Here is a 19,851-nt window from a genome sequence, read left to right as displayed (position 1 = left end):
TTTCACGAATGTCGCATGCCATCACTCCCCCAAATGAACCACGCTCTTTTGATACAGCAATACAACTGTCATTTATTTGTTGCAACTATCAGTAAATCATTCTCTTGAAGCCATTTATGCTTATTGCTATGAACATCGCGACTAACAGATAGAACGTGATCGTGCTTACGTGTTGAGAATGGATTTGTAGGCTAGATGTGATGAAGAAACAATGAAACTTACTGCGTTAGCAACTGCAGCAATAATAGAGCACTGTATGCAGCTCCCCAGCATCTTAACTATTAACTAGGGAGCGTATAATGAAGGTTTTCTAGTTAATTTCTTGGCTTTCTTGAGTCAAAGCAAACTTGGAAGGGGGCAAACCAAAATGCAGCTTAAACTTTTGGCTAAAGTAAGATGGATCATTAAAGCCACAGTTAAAGGCGACGTCACTGATTTTCTCACCCGCCAATAACTGTTCACACGCCGTTTCTAAACGAACCTCTGTGACATAGTCTTTTAACGTTCTTGACGAGGCAGATTTAAAACGTCTCTGCAAAGAGCGTTCAGACATATACAGCATTTTAGCGGCTGACGCAGTGCCAAATTCAGGATCATGGTAATGCTCTGCCACTAATTGATAGACTTTTTGCAACCACTCTTTCTCTGGTGTGACTTGATCTTCTGCAATAGTTACAGGATTGAGTTCTTGCTGCGGTTCATCCAGATAACTACTTTCCTTCGCAGATGGCCATGTAATCTCGACTTTGTTTTGAGCATCAGAAGAGAAGACAGCCAAATAACCACCACTCGTTGTCACTAGTTGGGCAAGGTGGTCAATACTCAACTCAGAGTGATTTAAGTTAGATGGAAGCCCAGTCGCGACTTTATTAGGTAATTGCGTCCCGTAATCAAGAAAGCTCAATGACACAATATCATGCCCCTTTTCTAGCATAATTCTAACCGTTTGACCCCGGAAAGAGCGCTTGATGATATTGGCAAAAATGCTATTGAAAATAACATCAAGATTAAAGCTTTCCAGAGCAACCCGGCTCTGCTTACTCTCATCTTCTAGCTCTACCAAAATACCCGCTTTTGCAAAGTCATCTTGCCATACATCAACCACTGACTGAGTTATCTGACTCAAGTTGTAGTTCTGACTCCCACCACTTACATCACTTGGAACGCTTTTGAGTTCATTTAACTGCCAATTCGTTTTAGCCAAATGATCCTCCGTCGCAGTATCGAGAGGCATAGGTAGTTTCGCCACAATAAAGTCGACGCTTGATTTTATGGATAGAGCTACATGGTCTACGAGTAGGTTTCTAACTTGAATCTGTTTACGTAATTGCTGGTTGCTCGTAAGCAACACTCTACTTTGATGTCTTAACTGATTCGTTTTGAGAGTCACTTGAGCTGCTAGATCACGGTTAGCCTGTACAACGTAGCGAGAGCGCCAGAAAACAAGTAATGCGACGACCGCAATACTAGCTACGACAAAGCCTAAAATAGCAAATCGCGATAGATACCAAGGATGAAGGACGATAAAGTGAGATTCTAAACCAACGACTCCAGTGGCAACTTGAGACTCATTACTGACCTGCAAGTGATATTCACCGGAACTAAGGTGCTCGAGTGTCAGTTGGCCCCCCTCTAACGTTTGCCATGGGTCATCGTTGTTCAATCGATAGTACAAATTTTGACTGTCTGGTTTTGGCATCACACCGAATAAAAAACTCAGCGAAGATCCATATGGCAGTGTGAGCCCATTCAGATCGGCACTACCAACTTGCAGAACTTCATTTTCAAGCACAACTTGGCTAACAATAAACTTAGACTCTGGGGGATTAGATACAAGCAGCTTGGATGCTTCTGCTTTTACGAGTCCGTACTTCGACCCCAGAACAAGCTCTCGCTCACCAATTTCTGTCTGCTGTATAACGCTACAAATACCAGGGAGGAACTCATTGTTCATTAAGCCTGATGACGATGAGTAATGTTTCACTAACTCACCTGAAAGGTGGTAATAGCTTAAACCGACAGAGGAAGCTAACCATACACCTTGCCTGTCTCTGATCAAGCAAGCAGGTCTGGCGTTGGGCTCACTCATTTCAACAACACGTTTTTCATCGCTTCGTGTATCAGTTTTAAACACACCATAAGATGAAGCAAACCACTGGCTGCCATCAACCGCCGTGGTCATGTCTAATGATTCACCAAACTTTTCTGAAAAACGGATAAACTGGATGTTGTCATTACTGTATTGGTATACGCCATGATCGGTGCCTATTAATAGCGCGTCTTCAGTATCATATAGACGCGTAACCTTAGCTGGCAAATACTGACTTACTAGCCACTCACTTCCAAAGTTTCGTACGCTTCGTGCAGCAGTATCAACATTGTAAAGATGGTATCCGCTTGATACCCAAAGACGGTCATCACCATCAACGGTCACATGCTCTACGGCATGTCCGGCCATAACCTGTAAATAAGGAAATGTAATCTTGTTGAGACCATTTAGCTCAAATATTTCCAGCCCTTTTGAGGTCGCAAGCCAAAGCATGTCGTTTTGAAACGCAAATTCATTGATCTGCGACTCCAACTCTAAGACTTGGTTAATCCCACTCTTTCCTGAACGATAAATCTTTCGGTCATCAGCAAACCAAAGCGCACCATCAGGACCTTCAATAGTTTGCCGAATTCGTCCTGATAGGGTGTGTGAGTCATAACTACTAAAGGTCACTCGTTCAAATTTTTTACTAAATAGCGAGTAATAACGAATACCTTGGTTAGTCGCAATCCACATCCCTCCCATATTGTCGCTCAACAACGAATAAATCTTCGTGTTATCTAACTCTAACTCAAGAAAACTTGCAGGCGCGACTTCGGTGACCTCACCTGAAAAAAATGAGTACAAATAAAGACCATGCTCGGTCCCCACCCAATACTCTTGATTTGTCTCTGCGAATGTCAAAACATGTGAGCCGCCAATTCTAATCACTTCTTTATCAGGCTGGTAAATGTTGAAAATTAAAGCGCCACGCAATGTACCTATCAAAATTTCTCTTCGCGTGTGTGAATAATAGACTTTCTCAATGTAGTTTTGACCTGAGGCAGCGACATGGTCAAACTTATCACCTTCAGAAAGATAGAAGCCGGAAGTCGTTGCTAGTGCCCACTTCGTTTCAACTAGCACCGCATCATTAATGTAAACGTAGCTATTATTACTATGTTGATAGAGCTGCAATAGAGAGAAAGAGTTTAATTCGCTAGTGTCGATATTGTAGGTATAGAAATGCGCGCCATCACTCACCCAAATATAGTTCTTTGAAGACCCTATTTTTCTTATTTGTGAGCCTGGATTTAAACTAAAGACTAAACGTCGTTCCTGATTTGGATAGGTTCGATAGACCTCATTTTCAATAAAGGTCCAAAAAGCACCTTTATGATAAGCCAACTGCTTGGCCGACGTTTGTAGGAAGCTACCTGATTTAGGCAATATAGTTTGACCATCGTAAAACAGGACTCTCCCGTGTACGTCATGAATCCACAAACCGCCCTTTTCACCCAAGAACAACTTTTTAGCCGCGATAAAAGTACCCTTTGCCTGAGTTGGCAAAGGGTAAAAGATTGCATTTGCATTATGAAGCGCAAATGCTTGGTAGGATAAGACAAAGCCCAACAGAGCAAGGGCTAATTGGCGTAGCAAGACGAAAACCTTTTGTATCAGTTTGTGCTCTGAAAGTGACCGTTCATCGTTTGTAAAACATGGATTTATACGGTTATTTTGAGCTGATAATTATTGGTAATGATATCTCAATTACTTTCTGAGAAAAGGTTCGCCTTACCAAAGGTTGTAATTCTTACTACTGGATCACGTTAAAAAGACTACTCCTACATTACGACAGCACTTAATCTGACTTTTTGTTCAAGCATTGCTCAAAACTATTCGCCATATTGTTGAGAAAAGTAAAGTAACTGCCAGGTTTTGCTTCAATTGTACTCCCTAACGGGTCAAGCTCGCCTTTAGCGACATCACTGCCTCTCATTACGCTCTGAACGACAGCCGGGGTAAACTGAGGTTCAGAAAATACACAAGCCACATCTCCACCACTTAGCTTTTGACGAATTTGAATTAAGGTCTTCGCTCCTGGCTTGCGTTCTGGGCTCACAGTAAAATGCCCCATTTGATTTAGTTCATAGCGATCTTCGAAATAACCGTAAGCATCATGGAATACAAAGTAACCTTTGTTTTTTACTGGTGCCAGCTTCTGCTTTATCTGTTGGTCAGTGTCTTTTAGCTCGAGTTCAAACTTTTTGAGGTTCGCTTGATATTGAGCTGCATTTTTCGGATCAAGTGATACAAGTTGATTCACAACAGCCTTGGCCACTTGTTGTGCTTGGCTTACACCTAGCCAAAAGTGCGGATCATGTGAGCCATGATCGTGCCCATCATGGTCATGGTTGTGCTCACTATCAAATTCACGCAATTCTAGATTTGGAATTTGACTAATAGTCAAAGTATTCGATCTATCCGAAACAACTTTCTCTAGAAACGGTTCGAGATCATGTCCGTACCAGATAACCAAATCAGCCGAAGCGACCTTTTTAACATCCGATGGACGCAAAGCATAGTCATGGGGTGATGTGTTAGACTGCAATAGCACGTCTGGTGAAGTTACTCCTTGAGTAAGCTCTGTTACTAACAACTGAATAGGTTTGATACTCGTCAGTACCGTTACTGCCTGTGCTGGAAGTGTTAACATTGCTGAGGCAGCAAGAATTAATGCTCTTTTCATAGTTTTACTTGGGATATGGCGTGGAAAGTGAGATAATGTTACATTATAACATTATTGATTTGCAAATGAGTTTCATTCATGTCTTCCTTAGTCCATCTTGAGCAGTTATGCGTCGAGTTCGATGGCCGCAGAGTTCTCGATAACATTAGTATGGAATTAGAAAAGGGCAAAATAACTACCCTAATTGGTCCCAATGGAGCGGGAAAATCAACGTTAGTCAAAGTTATCTTAGGTCTTCAAAAGCCGACTAGCGGCAAGTTGAACCGACAAAGAAAACTGAAAATTGGTTACGTTCCTCAAAAGTTGAAGCTCAATGACTCCCTTCCATTGAATGTAACCCGCTTTCTAAATTTAGCAGGAAAATACAGTAAGCAGGAGTGCATTGATGCATTAAGGCTTGTTGGCGCTGAACATTTACTTAATAGTAATATGCATCGCTTATCCGGTGGTGAAAACCAACGAGTGTTACTGGCTCGTGCTCTGCTTCAACGTCCTCAGCTATTGGTATTAGACGAACCAGCTCAGGGAGTGGATATCCAAGGTCAAATCGATCTCTATGACTTAATTGAGAGCATTCGTCACCGCTTTGATTGTGGCGTATTTATGGTATCGCATGACTTACATTTAGTGATGGCGAAAACGGACGATGTTATTTGTCTGCATCACCATGTTTGCTGCTCAGGTTCACCTGCCACTATTACTCAGCACCCTTCTTACATCGCACTATTTGGCAATGCAGCGAGAGAGTCTCTCGCGTTTTATCATCACGACCATGAGCACCATCATCACGATTTATCCGGAACGCCAGTAAGCGGTGATGCGACATCATGCTCCCACCATAAACACGGACATCACCATCATGATTGAGTTTCTCCTACCTTCTATTCTTGCTGGTATTGGTATCGCGATCATTGCCGGTCCACTTGGGTCATTTGTCGTTTGGCGTAAAATGGCTTACTTCGGAGATACCCTAGCTCATGCATCGTTAATGGGCTTAGCGCTGGGCTTCTTGCTCAACGTAAATCTCTACCTTGCGCTACTCGTCTGCTGTTTAGCTCTGGCCGTTTTGCTTGTCACTCTGCAAAAGCAACAACTTGTGGCTACAGACACGTTGTTAGGTATCTTGGCACACAGTGCACTCTCTATCGGTTTAGTATCGGTTAGCTTTTTGGAAAACGTGCGCGTCGATTTAATGAGCTACCTATTTGGGGACTTACTTGCCGTCTCTCCACAAGATCTGATGTTTATTTACGCAGGTGTTGTTGCGGTAAGTGCGTGTTTGTACGTCTTCTGGCGCCCACTGCTTTCTAGCACTGTTAGTGAAGAACTTGCCGCTGTTGAGGGCGTGAATACAGACTTAGTTAGATTGGTGTTAATGCTAATGGTGGGTGTAGTAATCGCAGTAGGTATGAAGTTCGTTGGCGCGTTGATCATGACTTCGCTCCTAATTATCCCAGCAGCAACAGCACGTAAAGTCTCTTCATCACCAGAGCAAATGGCATTGTTCGCATCCATTATTGGCTCAGTGGCAGTACTGATGGGGCTTAGCCTATCATGGCACTTCGATACACCGGCCGGCCCTTCCGTAGTGATCAGCGCAACATCCTTATTTATGCTGAGCCAGCTGATTAAAAGCAAAGCATAATCGCATTGAGTATTAAACGCGAAAGACCTTGCTAACAACAAACATAAACCCACGGAAACGGAAAAAGAAAAGCCTGCGAAATCGCAGGCTTTTTAATACTTATTAAGTAGTGTGGTCGATTACCAACCCGTCACTTCACGTAGACCTTGGCCAATCTCTGCTAGAGATTTCACAGTTTTAACGCCAGCCGCTTCTAGTGCAGCAAATTTGTCTTCAGCAGTACCTTTACCACCAGAGATAATCGCACCAGCATGGCCCATACGCTTACCAGGAGGTGCAGTTACACCAGCAATGTAAGAAACCACTGGCTTCGTTACATTTTCTTTAATGTATGCTGCTGCTTCTTCTTCTGCAGTACCACCGATCTCACCGATCATAACGATCGCTTCTGTCTCAGGGTCTTCTTGGAACAGTTTTAGGATATCAATGAAGTTTGAACCCGGGATTGGGTCACCACCGATACCAACACAAGTAGACTGGCCGAAACCTTCGTCAGTGGTTTGTTTAACTGCTTCGTAAGTTAGAGTACCGCTACGAGATACGATACCTACTTTGCCTTTCTTGTGAATGTGACCAGGCATGATACCGATCTTACACTCATCAGGAGTGATAACACCCGGACAGTTAGGACCGATCATGCGAACGCCAGTTTCTTCTAGCTTCACTTTCACGTCGATCATATCTGTTGTAGGGATACCTTCAGTAATCGTTACGATTAGCTCGATACCCGCGTCAATCGCTTCTAGGATTGCATCTTTACAGAAAGGTGCTGGTACGTAGATGACTGTCGCTGTTGCACCAGTCGCTTCTACTGCTTCACGAACTGTGTTGAATACAGGAAGACCTAGGTGAGTTTGGCCACCTTTACCTGGAGACACACCGCCAACCATTTGCGTACCGTATGCGATAGCTTGCTCTGAGTGGAAAGTACCTTGACCACCAGTGAACCCCTGACAGATTACTTTAGTGTCTTTGTTAATTAATACAGACATTATTTAGCCTCCGCAGCAGCAACAACTTTCTGAGCAGCATCAGTTAGCGACTCAGCAGCAATGATATCAACATCAGAATTAGCAAGAACTTCGCGACCTAGGTCAGCGTTAGTACCTTCAAGACGAACAACAACAGGTACGCTTACGCCTACCTCTTTAACCGCACCGATAATACCTTCTGCGATCATGTCACAACGTACAATACCACCGAAGATGTTAACAAGTACCGCTTTCACATTGTCATCAGATAGGATGATCTTGAATGCTTCAGCAACACGCTCTTTCGTCGCGCCGCCACCTACATCTAAGAAGTTAGCTGGTTTGCCGCCGTGTAGGTTTACGATATCCATCGTACCCATTGCTAGGCCTGCACCGTTAACCATACAGCCAACGTTACCGTCTAGTGCTACGTAGTTCAGCTCCCACTGAGCTGCGTGTGCTTCACGCTCATCTTCTTGTGAAGGATCGTGCATTTCACGAAGCTTAGGCTGACGGTACAGTGCGTTTGAGTCGATGTTGATCTTACCGTCAAGACATAGCAAGTTGCCTTCACCAGTAATCACAAGTGGGTTGATCTCTAGCAGAGCAAGATCGTACTGAGAAAACATAGTGCCAAGACCCATAAAGATCTTAACGAATTGTTTGATTTGGTCGCCTTCAAGACCAAGTTTGAACGCTAGCTCACGACCTTGGTAAGCTTGTGGACCTACTAGTGGGTCAATTGCTGCTTTGTGGATGAGTTCCGGCGTTTCTTCCGCAACTTTTTCAATTTCCACACCACCTTCGGTAGAAGCCATGAAAACGATCTTACGGCTAGCACGGTCAACTACCGCACCTAGGTATAGTTCGTTCGCAATATTTGAAGCTTCTTCAACAAGGATTTTTGTTACTGGCTGACCATTTGCGTCTGTTTGGTAAGTTACTAGGTTTTTACCTAACCACTTCTGTGCAAACTCTTTAACGCCTTCTTTTGTATCGTGTAGCTCTACGCCACCCGCTTTACCACGGCCACCAGCGTGAACCTGACATTTAACTACTTTCTTGGCTGTACTAATACGGCCTGCGGCTTCAAAAGCTTCTTGTGGTGTATCACACGCGTAGCCTTCTGGCACAGGCAAACCGAATTCTGCAAACAGCTGTTTGGCTTGGTATTCATGCAAATTCATTTCGATATTCCGTTTGTTTTTCCCTTAAGGGATTTATTATTTCCATAACGCTGCAGTCTTGGCTGCTTGTACGTCTGTAGGGTCTTCTCAAATCAATCCTTCATCATGAGTTCTCATACTGAAGGATTCAAATGAAGGCCAAACGTTGAGCTAGTCTAGCCATTGAAATTTTTAACGTCTAGCTACCTACGATAACTAGACGTTTTAGCGATATTAAACGTCTAATAGGAGACGTGCTGGGTCCTCTAGTAACTCTTTAATCGTTACTAGGAAGCCAACTGATTCACGACCATCAATTAGGCGGTGATCGTAAGATAACGCTAGGTACATCATCGGCAAGATTTCAACTTTGCCATCCACTGCCATCGGACGCTCTTGGATCTTATGCATACCAAGAATCGCTGATTGAGGTGGGTTGATAATTGGTGTAGACATAAGTGAACCAAACACACCACCGTTTGTGATAGTGAAGTTACCGCCCATTAGCTCGTCTACCGTTAGCTTGCCATCACGACCTTTAATAGCCAGCTCTTTGATGCCTTTTTCAACATCAGCGAAACCAAGCTTGTCACAGTCTTTTAGGACAGGTGTAACTAGACCACGTGGCGTTGATACCGCCATGCTAATGTCGAAGTAGTTGTGGTAAACAATGTCATCGCCATCAATCGAAGCATTTACTTCTGGGTAACGCTTAAGCGCTTCTGTTACTGCTTTCACGTAGAAAGACATGAAGCCCAAACGAATACCGTGACGCTCTTCGAACTGATCTTTGTACTGCTTACGAAGGTCCATGATTGGTTTCATGTTGACTTCGTTAAACGTCGTTAGCATTGCCGTGTTGTTCTTCGCTTCTAGCAGACGGTTAGCAACTGTCTTACGAAGGCGAGTCATTGGAACACGTTTCTGACTGCGAGCTGCTGCTGGCACGTCAACCACTGCTGGCGAGTCTTCTTTTGACGTAGATTTAGCGTTCGCAAGATGCGCTTCAATATCTTCGCGCGTAATACGACCACCAACACCAGTGCCTTTCACTTGGCTTGCTTCTAAGCCATGTTCAGCCAATAAACGGCGCACTGCTGGGCTTAGTGCGTCATTACTTTCTTCGCTAAGCGCAGCTTTGTGACGCTTATCAGGAGATGCTTCAGTACCTTCTGTTTTGTCTGCAGTTGGTTCACCTGCAACTGCGCCTGGCTTCAATTTAGCAATAATTTGTTTAGAAAGTACTGTCGCACCTTCTGCTTCAACAATAGCTTCTAAAACGCCAGCTTCCGGAGCTGGAACTTCTAGCACAACTTTGTCTGTTTCGATGTCAACCAAAACCTCGTCACGCTCTACTGCGTCGCCTGGTTGTTTGTGCCATGTCGCTACGGTTGCATCAGCAACTGATTCAGGTAAATCTGGAACCAGAATTTCAATTGTCATATCTGTTTCTTCCTTTAACTTCTAGTTCTTAATTCGAAGTTTTTGAGTTCACGTTCAGAGCGTCTTCAACCAACGCTTTTTGTTGTTTCAAGTGCACCGACATGTAGCCAACTGCTGGCGAAGCAGAAGCTGGGCGACCTGCGTATTTAAGATTTGCACCTGCAGGAATAGCGGCACGGAAGTTATGTTGGCTACAGTACCAAGCACCTTGGTTCTGAGGTTCTTCCTGACACCACACGAAGTCTTCAACGTTAGTGTATTGAGCAATTGCTGCTTGTACTTCTTCCATTGGGAATGGGTAAAGCTGTTCAATACGCACGATAGCAACATCGTCTTGCTCGTTGTTACGGCGCTGCTCTAGTAGGTCAAAGTAAACCTTACCAGCACAGAACACGACACGTTTCACTTTGCTTGGTTCTAAATCATCTACTTCTGGAATTGCAGATTGGAATGTACCATCCGCCAAGTCTTCAATCGTTGAAGTACATAGAGGGTGGCGCAGCAAAGATTTCGGCGACATTACAATGAGAGGTCGACGCATTGGGCGTACAACCTGACGACGAATCATGTGGTACACCTGAGCCGGTGTTGAAGGAACCACAACCTGCATATTTTGCTCAGCACAAAGCTGAAGGTAACGCTCTAAACGTGCAGATGAGTGCTCAGGACCTTGACCTTCATAACCATGAGGTAGAAGCATAGTAAGACCGCACAAACGCGCCCACTTTTGCTCGCCTGACGAGATAAACTGGTCGATAACAACTTGTGCACCGTTGGCAAAATCACCAAACTGTGCTTCCCAGATAGTTAAACCACCTGGTTCGGCTGTTGCGTAACCGTATTCAAACGCCAACACAGCTTCTTCTGACAATACTGAGTCAAAGACTTGGAATGGCCCTTGGTTGTCATGAATATTCGCTAATGGAATGTAAGTGCTTGCATCGGTTTGGTTATGAAGAACCGAGTGACGGTGGAAGAAAGTACCACGACCCGAGTCCTGACCAGAAAGACGAATACGCTTGCCATCGTCAACCAATGTAGCATACGCCAATGTTTCAGCCATACCCCAGTCAATAGCTTTTTCACCGGTCATCATTGCTAGACGATCGTTGTATAGCTTATTAACACGGCTTTGCAGTTTATGGCTTTCTGGGTACTGACACAGACGATTGCCTAGCTCAATAAGGCGTGTCTTGTCGTATTTTGAATCCCACTCCATATCCCATTCGTGCCCTAAGTAAGGGGACCAGTCTACAGAGTGCAACGCCATTGGACGCCATTCTTTAACAACCACTTCACCGCGATCTAATGCATCGCGATACTCATTGACTAACTGAGTCGCTGTCTCGATATCTGATTCATTTTTATCGATCAGAACATCTGCATACAATTTGCGTGGTGTAGGATGCTTTTTGATTTTCTGGTACATCAAAGGCTGAGTCGCATTTGGCTCATCCGCCTCATTGTGGCCGTGGCGACGGTAACATACAAGATCGATCACGACATCGCGCTTGAACTCGTTACGGTAATCCAATGCAATGCGAGTAACAAAAGCAACTGCTTCTGGGTCATCTGCATTTACATGGAAAATTGGCGCCTGCACCATCTTCGCGATATCGGTACAGTACATCGTAGAACGCGTGTCACGAGGATTAGACGTCGTAAAGCCTACTTGGTTGTTGATGACGATACGTACCGTACCACCGACTTGGAACCCACGAGCAAGAGACATGTTGAAAGTTTCGGCAACCACACCCTGACCAGCGATTGCAGAATCACCGTGGATGGTGATAGGAAGCACTTTGCTACCTTGATTATCACCCAAGCGGTCTTGACGTGCTCGAACTGAGCCCATGACTACCGGGTTTACGATTTCTAGGTGCGATGGGTTAAATGCAAGCGCTAAGTGAACATCACCGCCTGGAGTCGCAAAATCAGCAGAGAAACCTTGGTGATACTTCACATCACCCGTCCCCCAAGTTTCGTCGTGTTTACCGGCGAACTCATCAAACAGGTCTTGAGGTTTCTTGCCAAGTACGTTCACCAGCATGTTCAAACGACCGCGGTGAGCCATACCGATAACCACTTCACGCATTCCACTTGTACCCGCATGACGGATCAACTCTTTCGTCATCGGAATCAGCGCATCACCACCTTCTAAAGAGAAACGTTTTGCACCTGGGAATTTCGCCCCGAGGTAACGCTCCAAACCTTCAGCGGCTGTTAGCTCTTCTAGGAATGTGCGCTTCTCATCTTTGTTGAATGATGGCTGGCCTACGACAGACTCAAGGCGTTGCTGAATCCAACGCTTTTGCTCTGTGTCAGTCATGTGCATGTATTCAGCACCGATGGAACCGCAATAAGTTTTGTTGAGGGCTTCATAGATATCTTTCAACTTCATGGTTTCTTGCCCAACAGCAAAAGAACCTACGTTGAAAGTTTCTTCGAAGTCATCTTCGGTAAGATTATGAAAAGCAGGGTCTAACTCCGCCACGGTTGGGCGTTGCCATAGACCTAGTGGGTCTAATTCTGCAGCTTCATGCCCGCGGAAACGGTATGCGTTGATTAGCTGTAGAACTTTTACTTGTTTTGCATCGACATCTGGGTCACTAACTTGGACATTGTAATGCTTTGTTTCTCTAGCGAGTCGTCGGAAGTAGTCACGGACACGTGAATGTGGTTGTTCTGCCACTTCTTCTGATGGCTTAGGCAAGCCTTCAAAAACACGTTTCCACTCCTCACTTACCAGATCGGGATCACTTAGATACAGTTCGTAGAGGTCCTCTACATACGTTGCATTGGCGCCAGCCAAGTGTGAAGACTCGAGCCATGCCTTCATCACGCCGTTGTGCATATTTTCCCTTAACCAGTAGTTTTCACGTTTGCTTCGGTCTTTGCCGAGCTATAAGAGCCGACTAAAAATACGGTCGGCAATTTTTGTATTCTTTACTCGAATATTACTGAAGCAGTGAAGCGGTCATATCGGGTGATCCGCAACACTGCGACATTCCTAAGAGCGAGTAAATTAAACCGAACGATTAACCAACATCGACTTAATGTGACCGATGGCTTTCGTCGGATTTAATCCCTTAGGACAAACACTTACACAATTCATGATGCCATGGCAACGAAAAACGCTAAATGCATCATCAAGATCAGACAAACGTTCATCTGTTGCCGTATCGCGGCTATCAATTAGCCAACGGTACGCTGCGAGAAGACCAGCTGGGCCGATGAATTTATCAGGGTTCCACCAGAATGATGGGCAAGACGTTGTACAACATGCACACATGATACATTCGTACAATCCATCTAAATGCGCACGGTCATCAGGCGATTGTAGATTCTCACGTGATGGTGGTAATGCACCATCATCAATCAAGAATGGTTTAACTTTCGCATAGTTATCATAGAACTGCGTCATGTCAACGATAAGATCGCGCACGACAGGTAACCCTGGTAGTGGACGAATAACTATCTTATCGCCTTGTAGAGCAGATAACGGTGTGATACACGCTAGGCCGTTTTTACCATTCATATTCAAACCATCAGAACCACATACCCCTTCACGGCATGAGCGACGGAACGCGATGCTTGGATCTTGCTCTTTTAGCAGAATCAATGCATCAAGCACCATCATGTCTGAGCCTTCGTCTACCTCAAGGGTATACTCTTTCATGTAAGGCTTGGTATCCACATCCGGATTGTAACGGTATAAAGAGAAGTTTAATTTCATAGTCGTATCCTCCCTTTAGTATGTACGTACTTTCGGCGGGAAAGCTTCACGATGCGTTGGCGTCATGTTCACATCACGCTTAGTCATCGCTTCTGTTTCCGGATTGTAGATAGAGTGGCATAGCCAGTTCTCATCATCACGCTCAGGGAAATCGAAACGAGCATGTGCGCCACGACTCTCTGTACGGTAGTTTGCTGCAACGGCAGTTGAAAACGCGGTTTCCATCAGGTTATCAAGTTCTAGACACTCAATACGCTGCGTGTTGAACTCTGAAGACTTGTCCGCTAGATGCGCATCTTTCAAACGTTCGCGAATCACTTTCAACTCTTCTAGACCGGTTGCCATCGCATCGCCTTCACGGAATACCGAGAAGCTGTTTTGCATGCATGCTTGTAGGTCTTTACGAATCTGAACTGGATCTTCACCACCAGTGCTGTTTTCCCAACGCATAGTACGCGCTAGAGACGCTTCAATATCAGATTCTGTTGCAGGACGAGCTTCTGCTTGCGCTGCTAGCGTTTCGCCAAGGTGCAAGCCAGTAGCACGACCAAAGACGACCAAGTCTAGTAATGAGTTGCCGCCCAGACGGTTAGCACCGTGTACCGATACAGAAGCAATCTCACCACATGCGTAAAGGCCTTGTACTTCCATCTCGCTACCGTCGGCCTTCTGCTTAATTGCTTGGCCAGAGACTTGAGTAGGTACACCACCCATCATGTAGTGACAAGTTGGAATTACTGGAATTGGCTCTTTCACTGGGTCAACGTGTGCAAATGTACGAGACAGTTCACAGATACCTGGTAGACGTGATTCAAGTACTTCTTTACCAAGGTGATCAAGTTTCAACTTGATATGTGGACCCCAAGGACCATCACAGCCGCGGCCTTCACGAATTTCAATCATCATTGAACGAGCAACCACGTCACGACCAGCAAGGTCTTTCGCGTTTGGTGCGTAGCGCTCCATGAAGCGTTCACCATCTTTATTTAGAAGGTAACCACCTTCACCACGACAACCTTCCGTCACTAGAACACCCGCGCCAGCAATACCTGTTGGGTGGAACTGCCACATTTCCATGTCTTGCATTGGAACGCCTGCGCGAAGTGCCATACCAACGCCATCACCCGTGTTGATGTGCGCGTTAGTGGTCGATGCGTAAATACGACCTGCACCACCTGTAGCTAGAATGGTTGCTTTCGATTTGAAGTAACAGATTTCACCCGTTTCCATACAAATCGCAGTACAACCCATGATTGCGCCGTCTTGGTTTTTCACAAGATCCAAAGCGTACCACTCCGAGAAGATGGTTGTTTTGTGTTTTACGTTTTGCTGGTAAAGCGTGTGAAGAAGTGCGTGACCAGTACGGTCTGCAGCAGCGGCTGTACGAGCAGCCTGCTCACCACCAAACTCTTTAGATTGGCCACCGAATGGACGTTGGTATATGGTACCGTTATCAAAACGAGAGAATGGAAGACCCATTTTTTCAAGCTCGATAACTGACTCAGGACCATTTTTACACATGTATTCAATCGCGTTCTGGTCACCGATGTAGTCGGAACCTTTAACGGTATCGTACATGTGCCATTGCCAATCGTCTTTGTGCGAGTTACCCAGAGCAACGGTAATGCCGCCCTGTGCAGACACAGTATGAGAACGTGTTGGAAATACTTTTGACAACAAAGCACATGATAGGCCTTGCTCTGAAATTTGTAGTGCAGCGCGCATACCTGCACCACCAGCGCCGATTACTACGGCATCAAACTCACGAACTGGAATAGACACTTACGCACCCCACAGAATAAATAGACCAGAGAAGACATAGCCGAATAGCACGGCAATAACACCAAGTTGTAGTGCGCCACGTAGTTTCGCGCACTTAATGTAATCAGTTAATACTTGCCACAAACCAACCCAAGCGTGAATCAGGATCGAGACAAGTGCCAACATGGTGAATACTTTAGTGAAGGTACCACCAAAGAATTGGGTCCAAGATGCGTAAGAGATATCTGAAAATGCACAGAAGCTAATCAGATAAATCGTGTATAGCGTCATAATGATTGCAGTTGCACGAATTAGTAGGAAATCGTGTACACCATTACGACCAAATGAAGATACGTGTTTTACCATACCAAGATCCCCGCCAATAATGATAATACTGCTGTTACACCAAACGCGACTTTAGCGCTCATCGTGCCTGAATCTAGTTCTTCAAAGTGACCTAGATCCATCAATAAGTGACGGATACCACCTGCGATGTGGTAGGCAAGTGCAGTAAGAATTCCCCACAGGATGAATTTTACGAAGAAGCTATCGACGATGTCAGCGGCTTCCATAAAACCCATTGGGGATGACAGAGAAATGGATAGTAACCACAGTAATATACCCACCGCAACAAACGTAATTACCCCAGACACACGGTGTAGGATGGATGCGATTGCTGTGATAGGAAAGTGGATGGTCTGTAAATCTAAATTAACAGGTCTTGACTTTCTTTCTTTCACGGGCTTGCTCACTCAGCTCCATTGAGCATTTATTGTTATAACCAATTTCAGCTTCCAAACGTACAAAAGTTAACATCTATTTAACAAATATCGCGAGTAACCACTCAGATAATTGTAAACAAGTTGTTAACAAACGGAATCCAGCAACAAACCTCACTCTTTGTTTCTAGCCCCGAATTTATAAGGATTTAACTAAAATTTTCTTTGCCAATATACGGCGAGCAACATTCTAATACAATTGGTGTAACAAATTATGCTACATAGAACAGATTTTTAACGATTTTCATGAGAAAAATCATAACAAGTGCACACAAAGATGGAGAAAAATTGACTTTAAGCTTTAACAACAGTACAAAAATGGCACATAAACATCCTGGACGGATTAAATAATAAACAAAGGAGATTGTTATGGCGGATAAGAAAGCGACCCTTCATGTTGAAGGTCAAGCGCCAATCGAACTGCCAATTATGGACGGTACGCTAGGTACACCTGTAATTGACGTTCGTAAGCTGGGAGCCAATGGTTACTTTACTTTTGACCCAGGTTTTCTTGCCACTGCATCTTGTGAATCATCAATCACGTACATCGATGGCGGCAAAGGTATTCTTTTGCACCGCGGTTTCCCGATTGATCAATTAGCCAATAACGCAGATTACTTAGAAGTATGTTACATCCTTCTTTATGGTGAAGCCCCTACCCGAGAACAATACGAGCAATTCAAAACGACCGTTACTCGTCACACAATGGTACACGAGCAAATCGCAAGCTTTTTCCATGGCTTCAGACGCGATGCTCACCCAATGGCGGTAATGTGTGGTGTAGTTGGAGCACTTGCAGCCTTCTATCACGACTCTCTTGACATTAACAACGACGAACACCGCGAAATTGCAGCGTACCGTCTGCTGTCAAAAATGCCAACACTGGCGGCGATGTGTTACAAATACTCTATCGGTCAGCCATTTATTTACCCTCGTAACGACCTTAGCTACGCTGAGAACTTCTTGCATATGATGTTCGCAAACCCTTGCGAAGAGTATGAAGTAAATCCTGTGGTTGCCCGTGCGATGGATAAGATTTTCACTCTACACGCGGATCACGAACAGAATGCGTCGACATCAACTGTACGCCTAGCTGGCTCTTCTGGTGCGAACCCATTTGCATGTATTGCCGCTGGTATTGCATCCCTTTGGGGACCTGCTCACGGTGGTGCAAACGAAGCCTGCTTGAGAATGCTAGAAGAGATTGGCAGCGTCGATAACATCCCTGAATATGTAGACCGCGCGAAAGACAAAGATGACCCATTCCGCTTAATGGGCTTTGGTCACCGCGTTTACAAGAACTACGACCCACGTGCGACAGTAATGCGCGAAACGTGTCATGAAGTTCTCAAAGAGCTAAACATTCAAGACCCTCTGCTAGACGTTGCAATGGAACTTGAGCGCATTGCGCTTTCTGATGAGTACTTCGTGTCTAAGAAGCTGTACCCGAACGTAGACTTCTACTCAGGTATCATTCTTAAAGCGATTGGTATTCCAGTTTCTATGTTTACGGTTATCTTCGCGATTTCTCGTACCATCGGCTGGATTGCTCACTGGAACGAAATGCACAGCGATCCACTGAACCGCATCGGTCGTCCTCGTCAGCTATACACTGGCGAAACACAACGTGAGTTTTCTCCACTTCACGAACGTGAATGATCTTTTAGTACGAAGATAGACAAACAAAAGGGTTGAGATTTTCGTCTCAACCCTTTTTTCTTTTTTGCGTTTAACGTTATTAATGGAGAACGCTAAACCGGATTATCAATATCGATAAACTCCACATGTAGGCCATATTCATCCGCTAGCCATTTGCCTAAGGCCTGAACACCATAACGCTCAGTAGCATGATGACCTGCAGCAAAGTAATGAATGTCCATTTCACGAGCGGTATAAGTGGTGCGCTCTGAAATTTCTCCAGAGATAAATGCATCCAGCCCGTGCTGTACAGCAAGTTCAATGAAATCCTGCCCTCCACCAGTGCACCAGCCGACTGTCTCAATCATCTTATCGGTATTCTCTGGAGCGATATGCAGAGGCTCTCTATCAAGAACTTGGTTGATCTTACTCGCAAATTCAACACCAGACATCGGCTTTTTCAAGCGCCCAAACATAACAACTGACTGAGGGTGCCCTTCAAGCCCACCTTCTACTTCGATTTCAAGTAAGCGAGCTAATTCAGCGTTGTTGCCTAGCTCTGGATGAATATCTAGAGGAAGGTGATAACCATATAAGTTGATATCGTTTTTGATCAGACTACGAATTCGTTTACCTTTCATGCCACGAATTGGCTCAGGCTCACCTTTCCAAAAATAGCCATGATGAACAAGCAATGCGTCTGCATTAAGCTCAATCGCTTTATCGATTAAGGCTTGAGAGGCGGTTACGCCAGTGATAACACGCTTTACCGCTGATTTCCCTTCTACCTGTAACCCATTTGGTGCGTAATCTTTAATTAACTGCGGTGACAGTTTGTCATTAAGAATCTGTTCTAGCTTTAAGTTATTCATTATTACTTCCAATTTCTAGCGCATGTAAACCTAAATAACCTCTTGATGGAATCAGACGAAAGAATGCAACCTAGTTGATACAACAACGTTTTGACATCTGGCACCTTGATATCATTTAGGTCTTTAAAGTGTATCTCGAACCCTAATATCGATGCTAGCCACCCTACCCTCAAAAGCAAATTTAGTTACAATAACAAAGCTTGTCGCCTCACCATAAATTTAGGGATACGGATGAACCAACTGCAACGCTTTTACCAATGGATCGCCACTTCACCTCCGCTTTTCAAGTTAACCCCTCCGTTTGCAACCTTAGAAGATATCTCGGTCAAACCTTTGAATAGCTCAGAACAATACAATGGTAATCCGAGACTGGGTTTTTTATATCAGCACCTATGCACTGCGGCTCTTTCTAATTCAGAACGATATCAGATTATTGCCGAAGAAATTCAGTTAAACGACGCGGAAGGTAAGACCATTGGTGCTGTCGATTTAGTGTTGAGGAATACAGAATCAAATCAGATAGAACATTGGGAAGTGGCGATTAAGTTTTATCTTCTTTACAACGGCATTTGGTATGGCCCGAATGCTCACGACCAGTTACATGTAAAATTGGATAGAATGCTCACGCATCAGCTGAAAATGAGCGATCGCCCGGAATTTCAAAAAATAATTCCTTTAAACGACTCTCCAGAAGAGCGCCTAATGATGCAAGGACGACTCTATATTAATCCGTTTACTCCAGAGCCAACTCCTAAGGAGTGCTTGGGTTATGAATTAAATCCAAGTCAGATTAGTGGTTACTGGTGCTATCAACGTCAATGGGATTTAATTGGTAAACCCCTTTATCATTTACATAAACCATGCTGGGCGACCGGTACAGACGATTTCTCTCAACCTATTGAAAAGCCTTTAGATCGATTCATACACGCACAAACGGAAGACGGTCAATTCTGGTTTGTGGTACCAGATTCATGGCCCGGAGATAAAGCGGTTCGGGGCACTTAAACATGAAAGGGTTGATGTTTTCACATCAACCCTTTGCTAGATACATTGACCATTGGA

Annotated in this window: 15 protein-coding genes; 4 read left to right on the top strand and 11 right to left on the bottom strand. The window is 44.6% G+C overall.

From position 1 onward, the window contains the following. Positions 1 to 310 precede the first annotated feature (310 nt). Both R7Q38_RS12180 and znuA read right to left on the bottom strand, forming a co-directional pair. Positions 311 to 3,688, bottom strand: coding sequence for a helix-turn-helix domain-containing protein (locus tag R7Q38_RS12180; protein WP_239938473.1), 3,378 nt, complete (start codon positions 3,686 to 3,688; stop codon positions 311 to 313). A gap of 202 nt (positions 3,689 to 3,890) precedes the next feature. Continuing rightward, on the bottom strand, positions 3,891 to 4,778 hold the full coding sequence (gene znuA / locus R7Q38_RS12175; protein WP_149191961.1) for a zinc ABC transporter substrate-binding protein ZnuA: 888 nt from the start codon (positions 4,776 to 4,778) through the stop codon (positions 3,891 to 3,893). A gap of 78 nt (positions 4,779 to 4,856) precedes the next feature. On the opposite strand from znuA, the gene znuC reads away from it, so the two are divergent. Further along, a complete protein-coding gene (znuC, locus tag R7Q38_RS12170) occupies positions 4,857 to 5,645 on the top strand; it encodes a zinc ABC transporter ATP-binding protein ZnuC (protein WP_005382185.1) in 789 nt (262 codons plus the stop codon). Beyond that, entirely contained in the window at positions 5,638 to 6,423 is a 786-nt protein-coding gene (znuB, locus tag R7Q38_RS12165; protein WP_005382183.1) for a zinc ABC transporter permease subunit ZnuB, read from the top strand. The genes znuC and znuB overlap by 8 nt, the downstream gene beginning before the upstream one ends. Positions 6,424 to 6,542: 119 nt before the next feature. Here znuB and sucD read toward each other — a convergent pair whose 3' ends face one another. The 8 genes from sucD to sdhC form a co-directional block, all read right to left on the bottom strand. After that, the gene (gene sucD / locus R7Q38_RS12160) at positions 6,543 to 7,415 is read right to left on the bottom strand and encodes a succinate--CoA ligase subunit alpha (protein WP_005382181.1); all 873 of its coding nucleotides are present in this window, start codon (positions 7,413 to 7,415) and stop codon (positions 6,543 to 6,545) included. Further along, on the bottom strand, positions 7,415 to 8,581 hold the full coding sequence (gene sucC / locus R7Q38_RS12155) for an ADP-forming succinate--CoA ligase subunit beta (RefSeq protein WP_005382179.1): 1,167 nt from the start codon (positions 8,579 to 8,581) through the stop codon (positions 7,415 to 7,417). The genes sucD and sucC overlap by 1 nt, the downstream gene beginning before the upstream one ends. A gap of 213 nt (positions 8,582 to 8,794) precedes the next feature. Further along, on the bottom strand, positions 8,795 to 10,003 hold the full coding sequence (odhB, locus tag R7Q38_RS12150) for a 2-oxoglutarate dehydrogenase complex dihydrolipoyllysine-residue succinyltransferase (protein ID WP_154204757.1): 1,209 nt from the start codon (positions 10,001 to 10,003) through the stop codon (positions 8,795 to 8,797). A gap of 28 nt (positions 10,004 to 10,031) precedes the next feature. Continuing rightward, positions 10,032 to 12,857 (bottom strand): 2-oxoglutarate dehydrogenase E1 component, encoded by a 2,826-nt coding sequence (sucA, locus tag R7Q38_RS12145; RefSeq protein WP_005382176.1) that lies wholly within the window; start codon positions 12,855 to 12,857, stop codon positions 10,032 to 10,034. Between the two features lie 171 nt (positions 12,858 to 13,028). Further along, positions 13,029 to 13,739 (bottom strand): succinate dehydrogenase iron-sulfur subunit, encoded by a 711-nt coding sequence (locus R7Q38_RS12140; RefSeq protein ID WP_005382174.1) that lies wholly within the window; start codon positions 13,737 to 13,739, stop codon positions 13,029 to 13,031. A gap of 15 nt (positions 13,740 to 13,754) precedes the next feature. After that, the gene (sdhA, locus tag R7Q38_RS12135) at positions 13,755 to 15,521 is read right to left on the bottom strand and encodes a succinate dehydrogenase flavoprotein subunit (protein ID WP_005382172.1); all 1,767 of its coding nucleotides are present in this window, start codon (positions 15,519 to 15,521) and stop codon (positions 13,755 to 13,757) included. After that, on the bottom strand, positions 15,522 to 15,866 hold the full coding sequence (sdhD, locus tag R7Q38_RS12130) for a succinate dehydrogenase, hydrophobic membrane anchor protein (protein WP_005382169.1): 345 nt from the start codon (positions 15,864 to 15,866) through the stop codon (positions 15,522 to 15,524). Beyond that, positions 15,860 to 16,252, bottom strand: a complete 393-nt coding sequence (gene sdhC, locus R7Q38_RS12125) for a succinate dehydrogenase cytochrome b556 subunit (protein WP_239938474.1) — start codon at positions 16,250 to 16,252, stop codon at positions 15,860 to 15,862. The genes sdhD and sdhC overlap by 7 nt, the downstream gene beginning before the upstream one ends. 396 nt (positions 16,253 to 16,648) lie before the next feature. Here sdhC and R7Q38_RS12120 point away from each other — a divergent pair, with 396 nt between their 5' ends. After that, on the top strand, positions 16,649 to 17,938 hold the full coding sequence (locus R7Q38_RS12120) for a citrate synthase (RefSeq protein ID WP_005382163.1): 1,290 nt from the start codon (positions 16,649 to 16,651) through the stop codon (positions 17,936 to 17,938). Between the two features lie 92 nt (positions 17,939 to 18,030). On the opposite strand, the gene R7Q38_RS12115 is transcribed toward R7Q38_RS12120, so the two are convergent. Next, positions 18,031 to 18,789, bottom strand: coding sequence for a Nif3-like dinuclear metal center hexameric protein (locus R7Q38_RS12115; RefSeq protein ID WP_033906914.1), 759 nt, complete (start codon positions 18,787 to 18,789; stop codon positions 18,031 to 18,033). 231 nt (positions 18,790 to 19,020) lie between these two features. Here R7Q38_RS12115 and R7Q38_RS12110 point away from each other — a divergent pair, with 231 nt between their 5' ends. Continuing rightward, positions 19,021 to 19,794 (top strand): DUF1853 family protein, encoded by a 774-nt coding sequence (locus R7Q38_RS12110; protein WP_033906915.1) that lies wholly within the window; start codon positions 19,021 to 19,023, stop codon positions 19,792 to 19,794. The last annotated feature ends 57 nt before the right edge of the window (positions 19,795 to 19,851 follow it).

Source organism: Vibrio sp. Vb0598 (assembly GCF_033338935.1).
In the GTDB taxonomy this organism is placed as follows: domain Bacteria; phylum Pseudomonadota; class Gammaproteobacteria; order Enterobacterales; family Vibrionaceae; genus Vibrio; species Vibrio alginolyticus.
The sequence above is the reverse complement of the archived record's forward strand: the minus strand, read 5'-3'. Positions and strand labels throughout refer to the sequence as shown.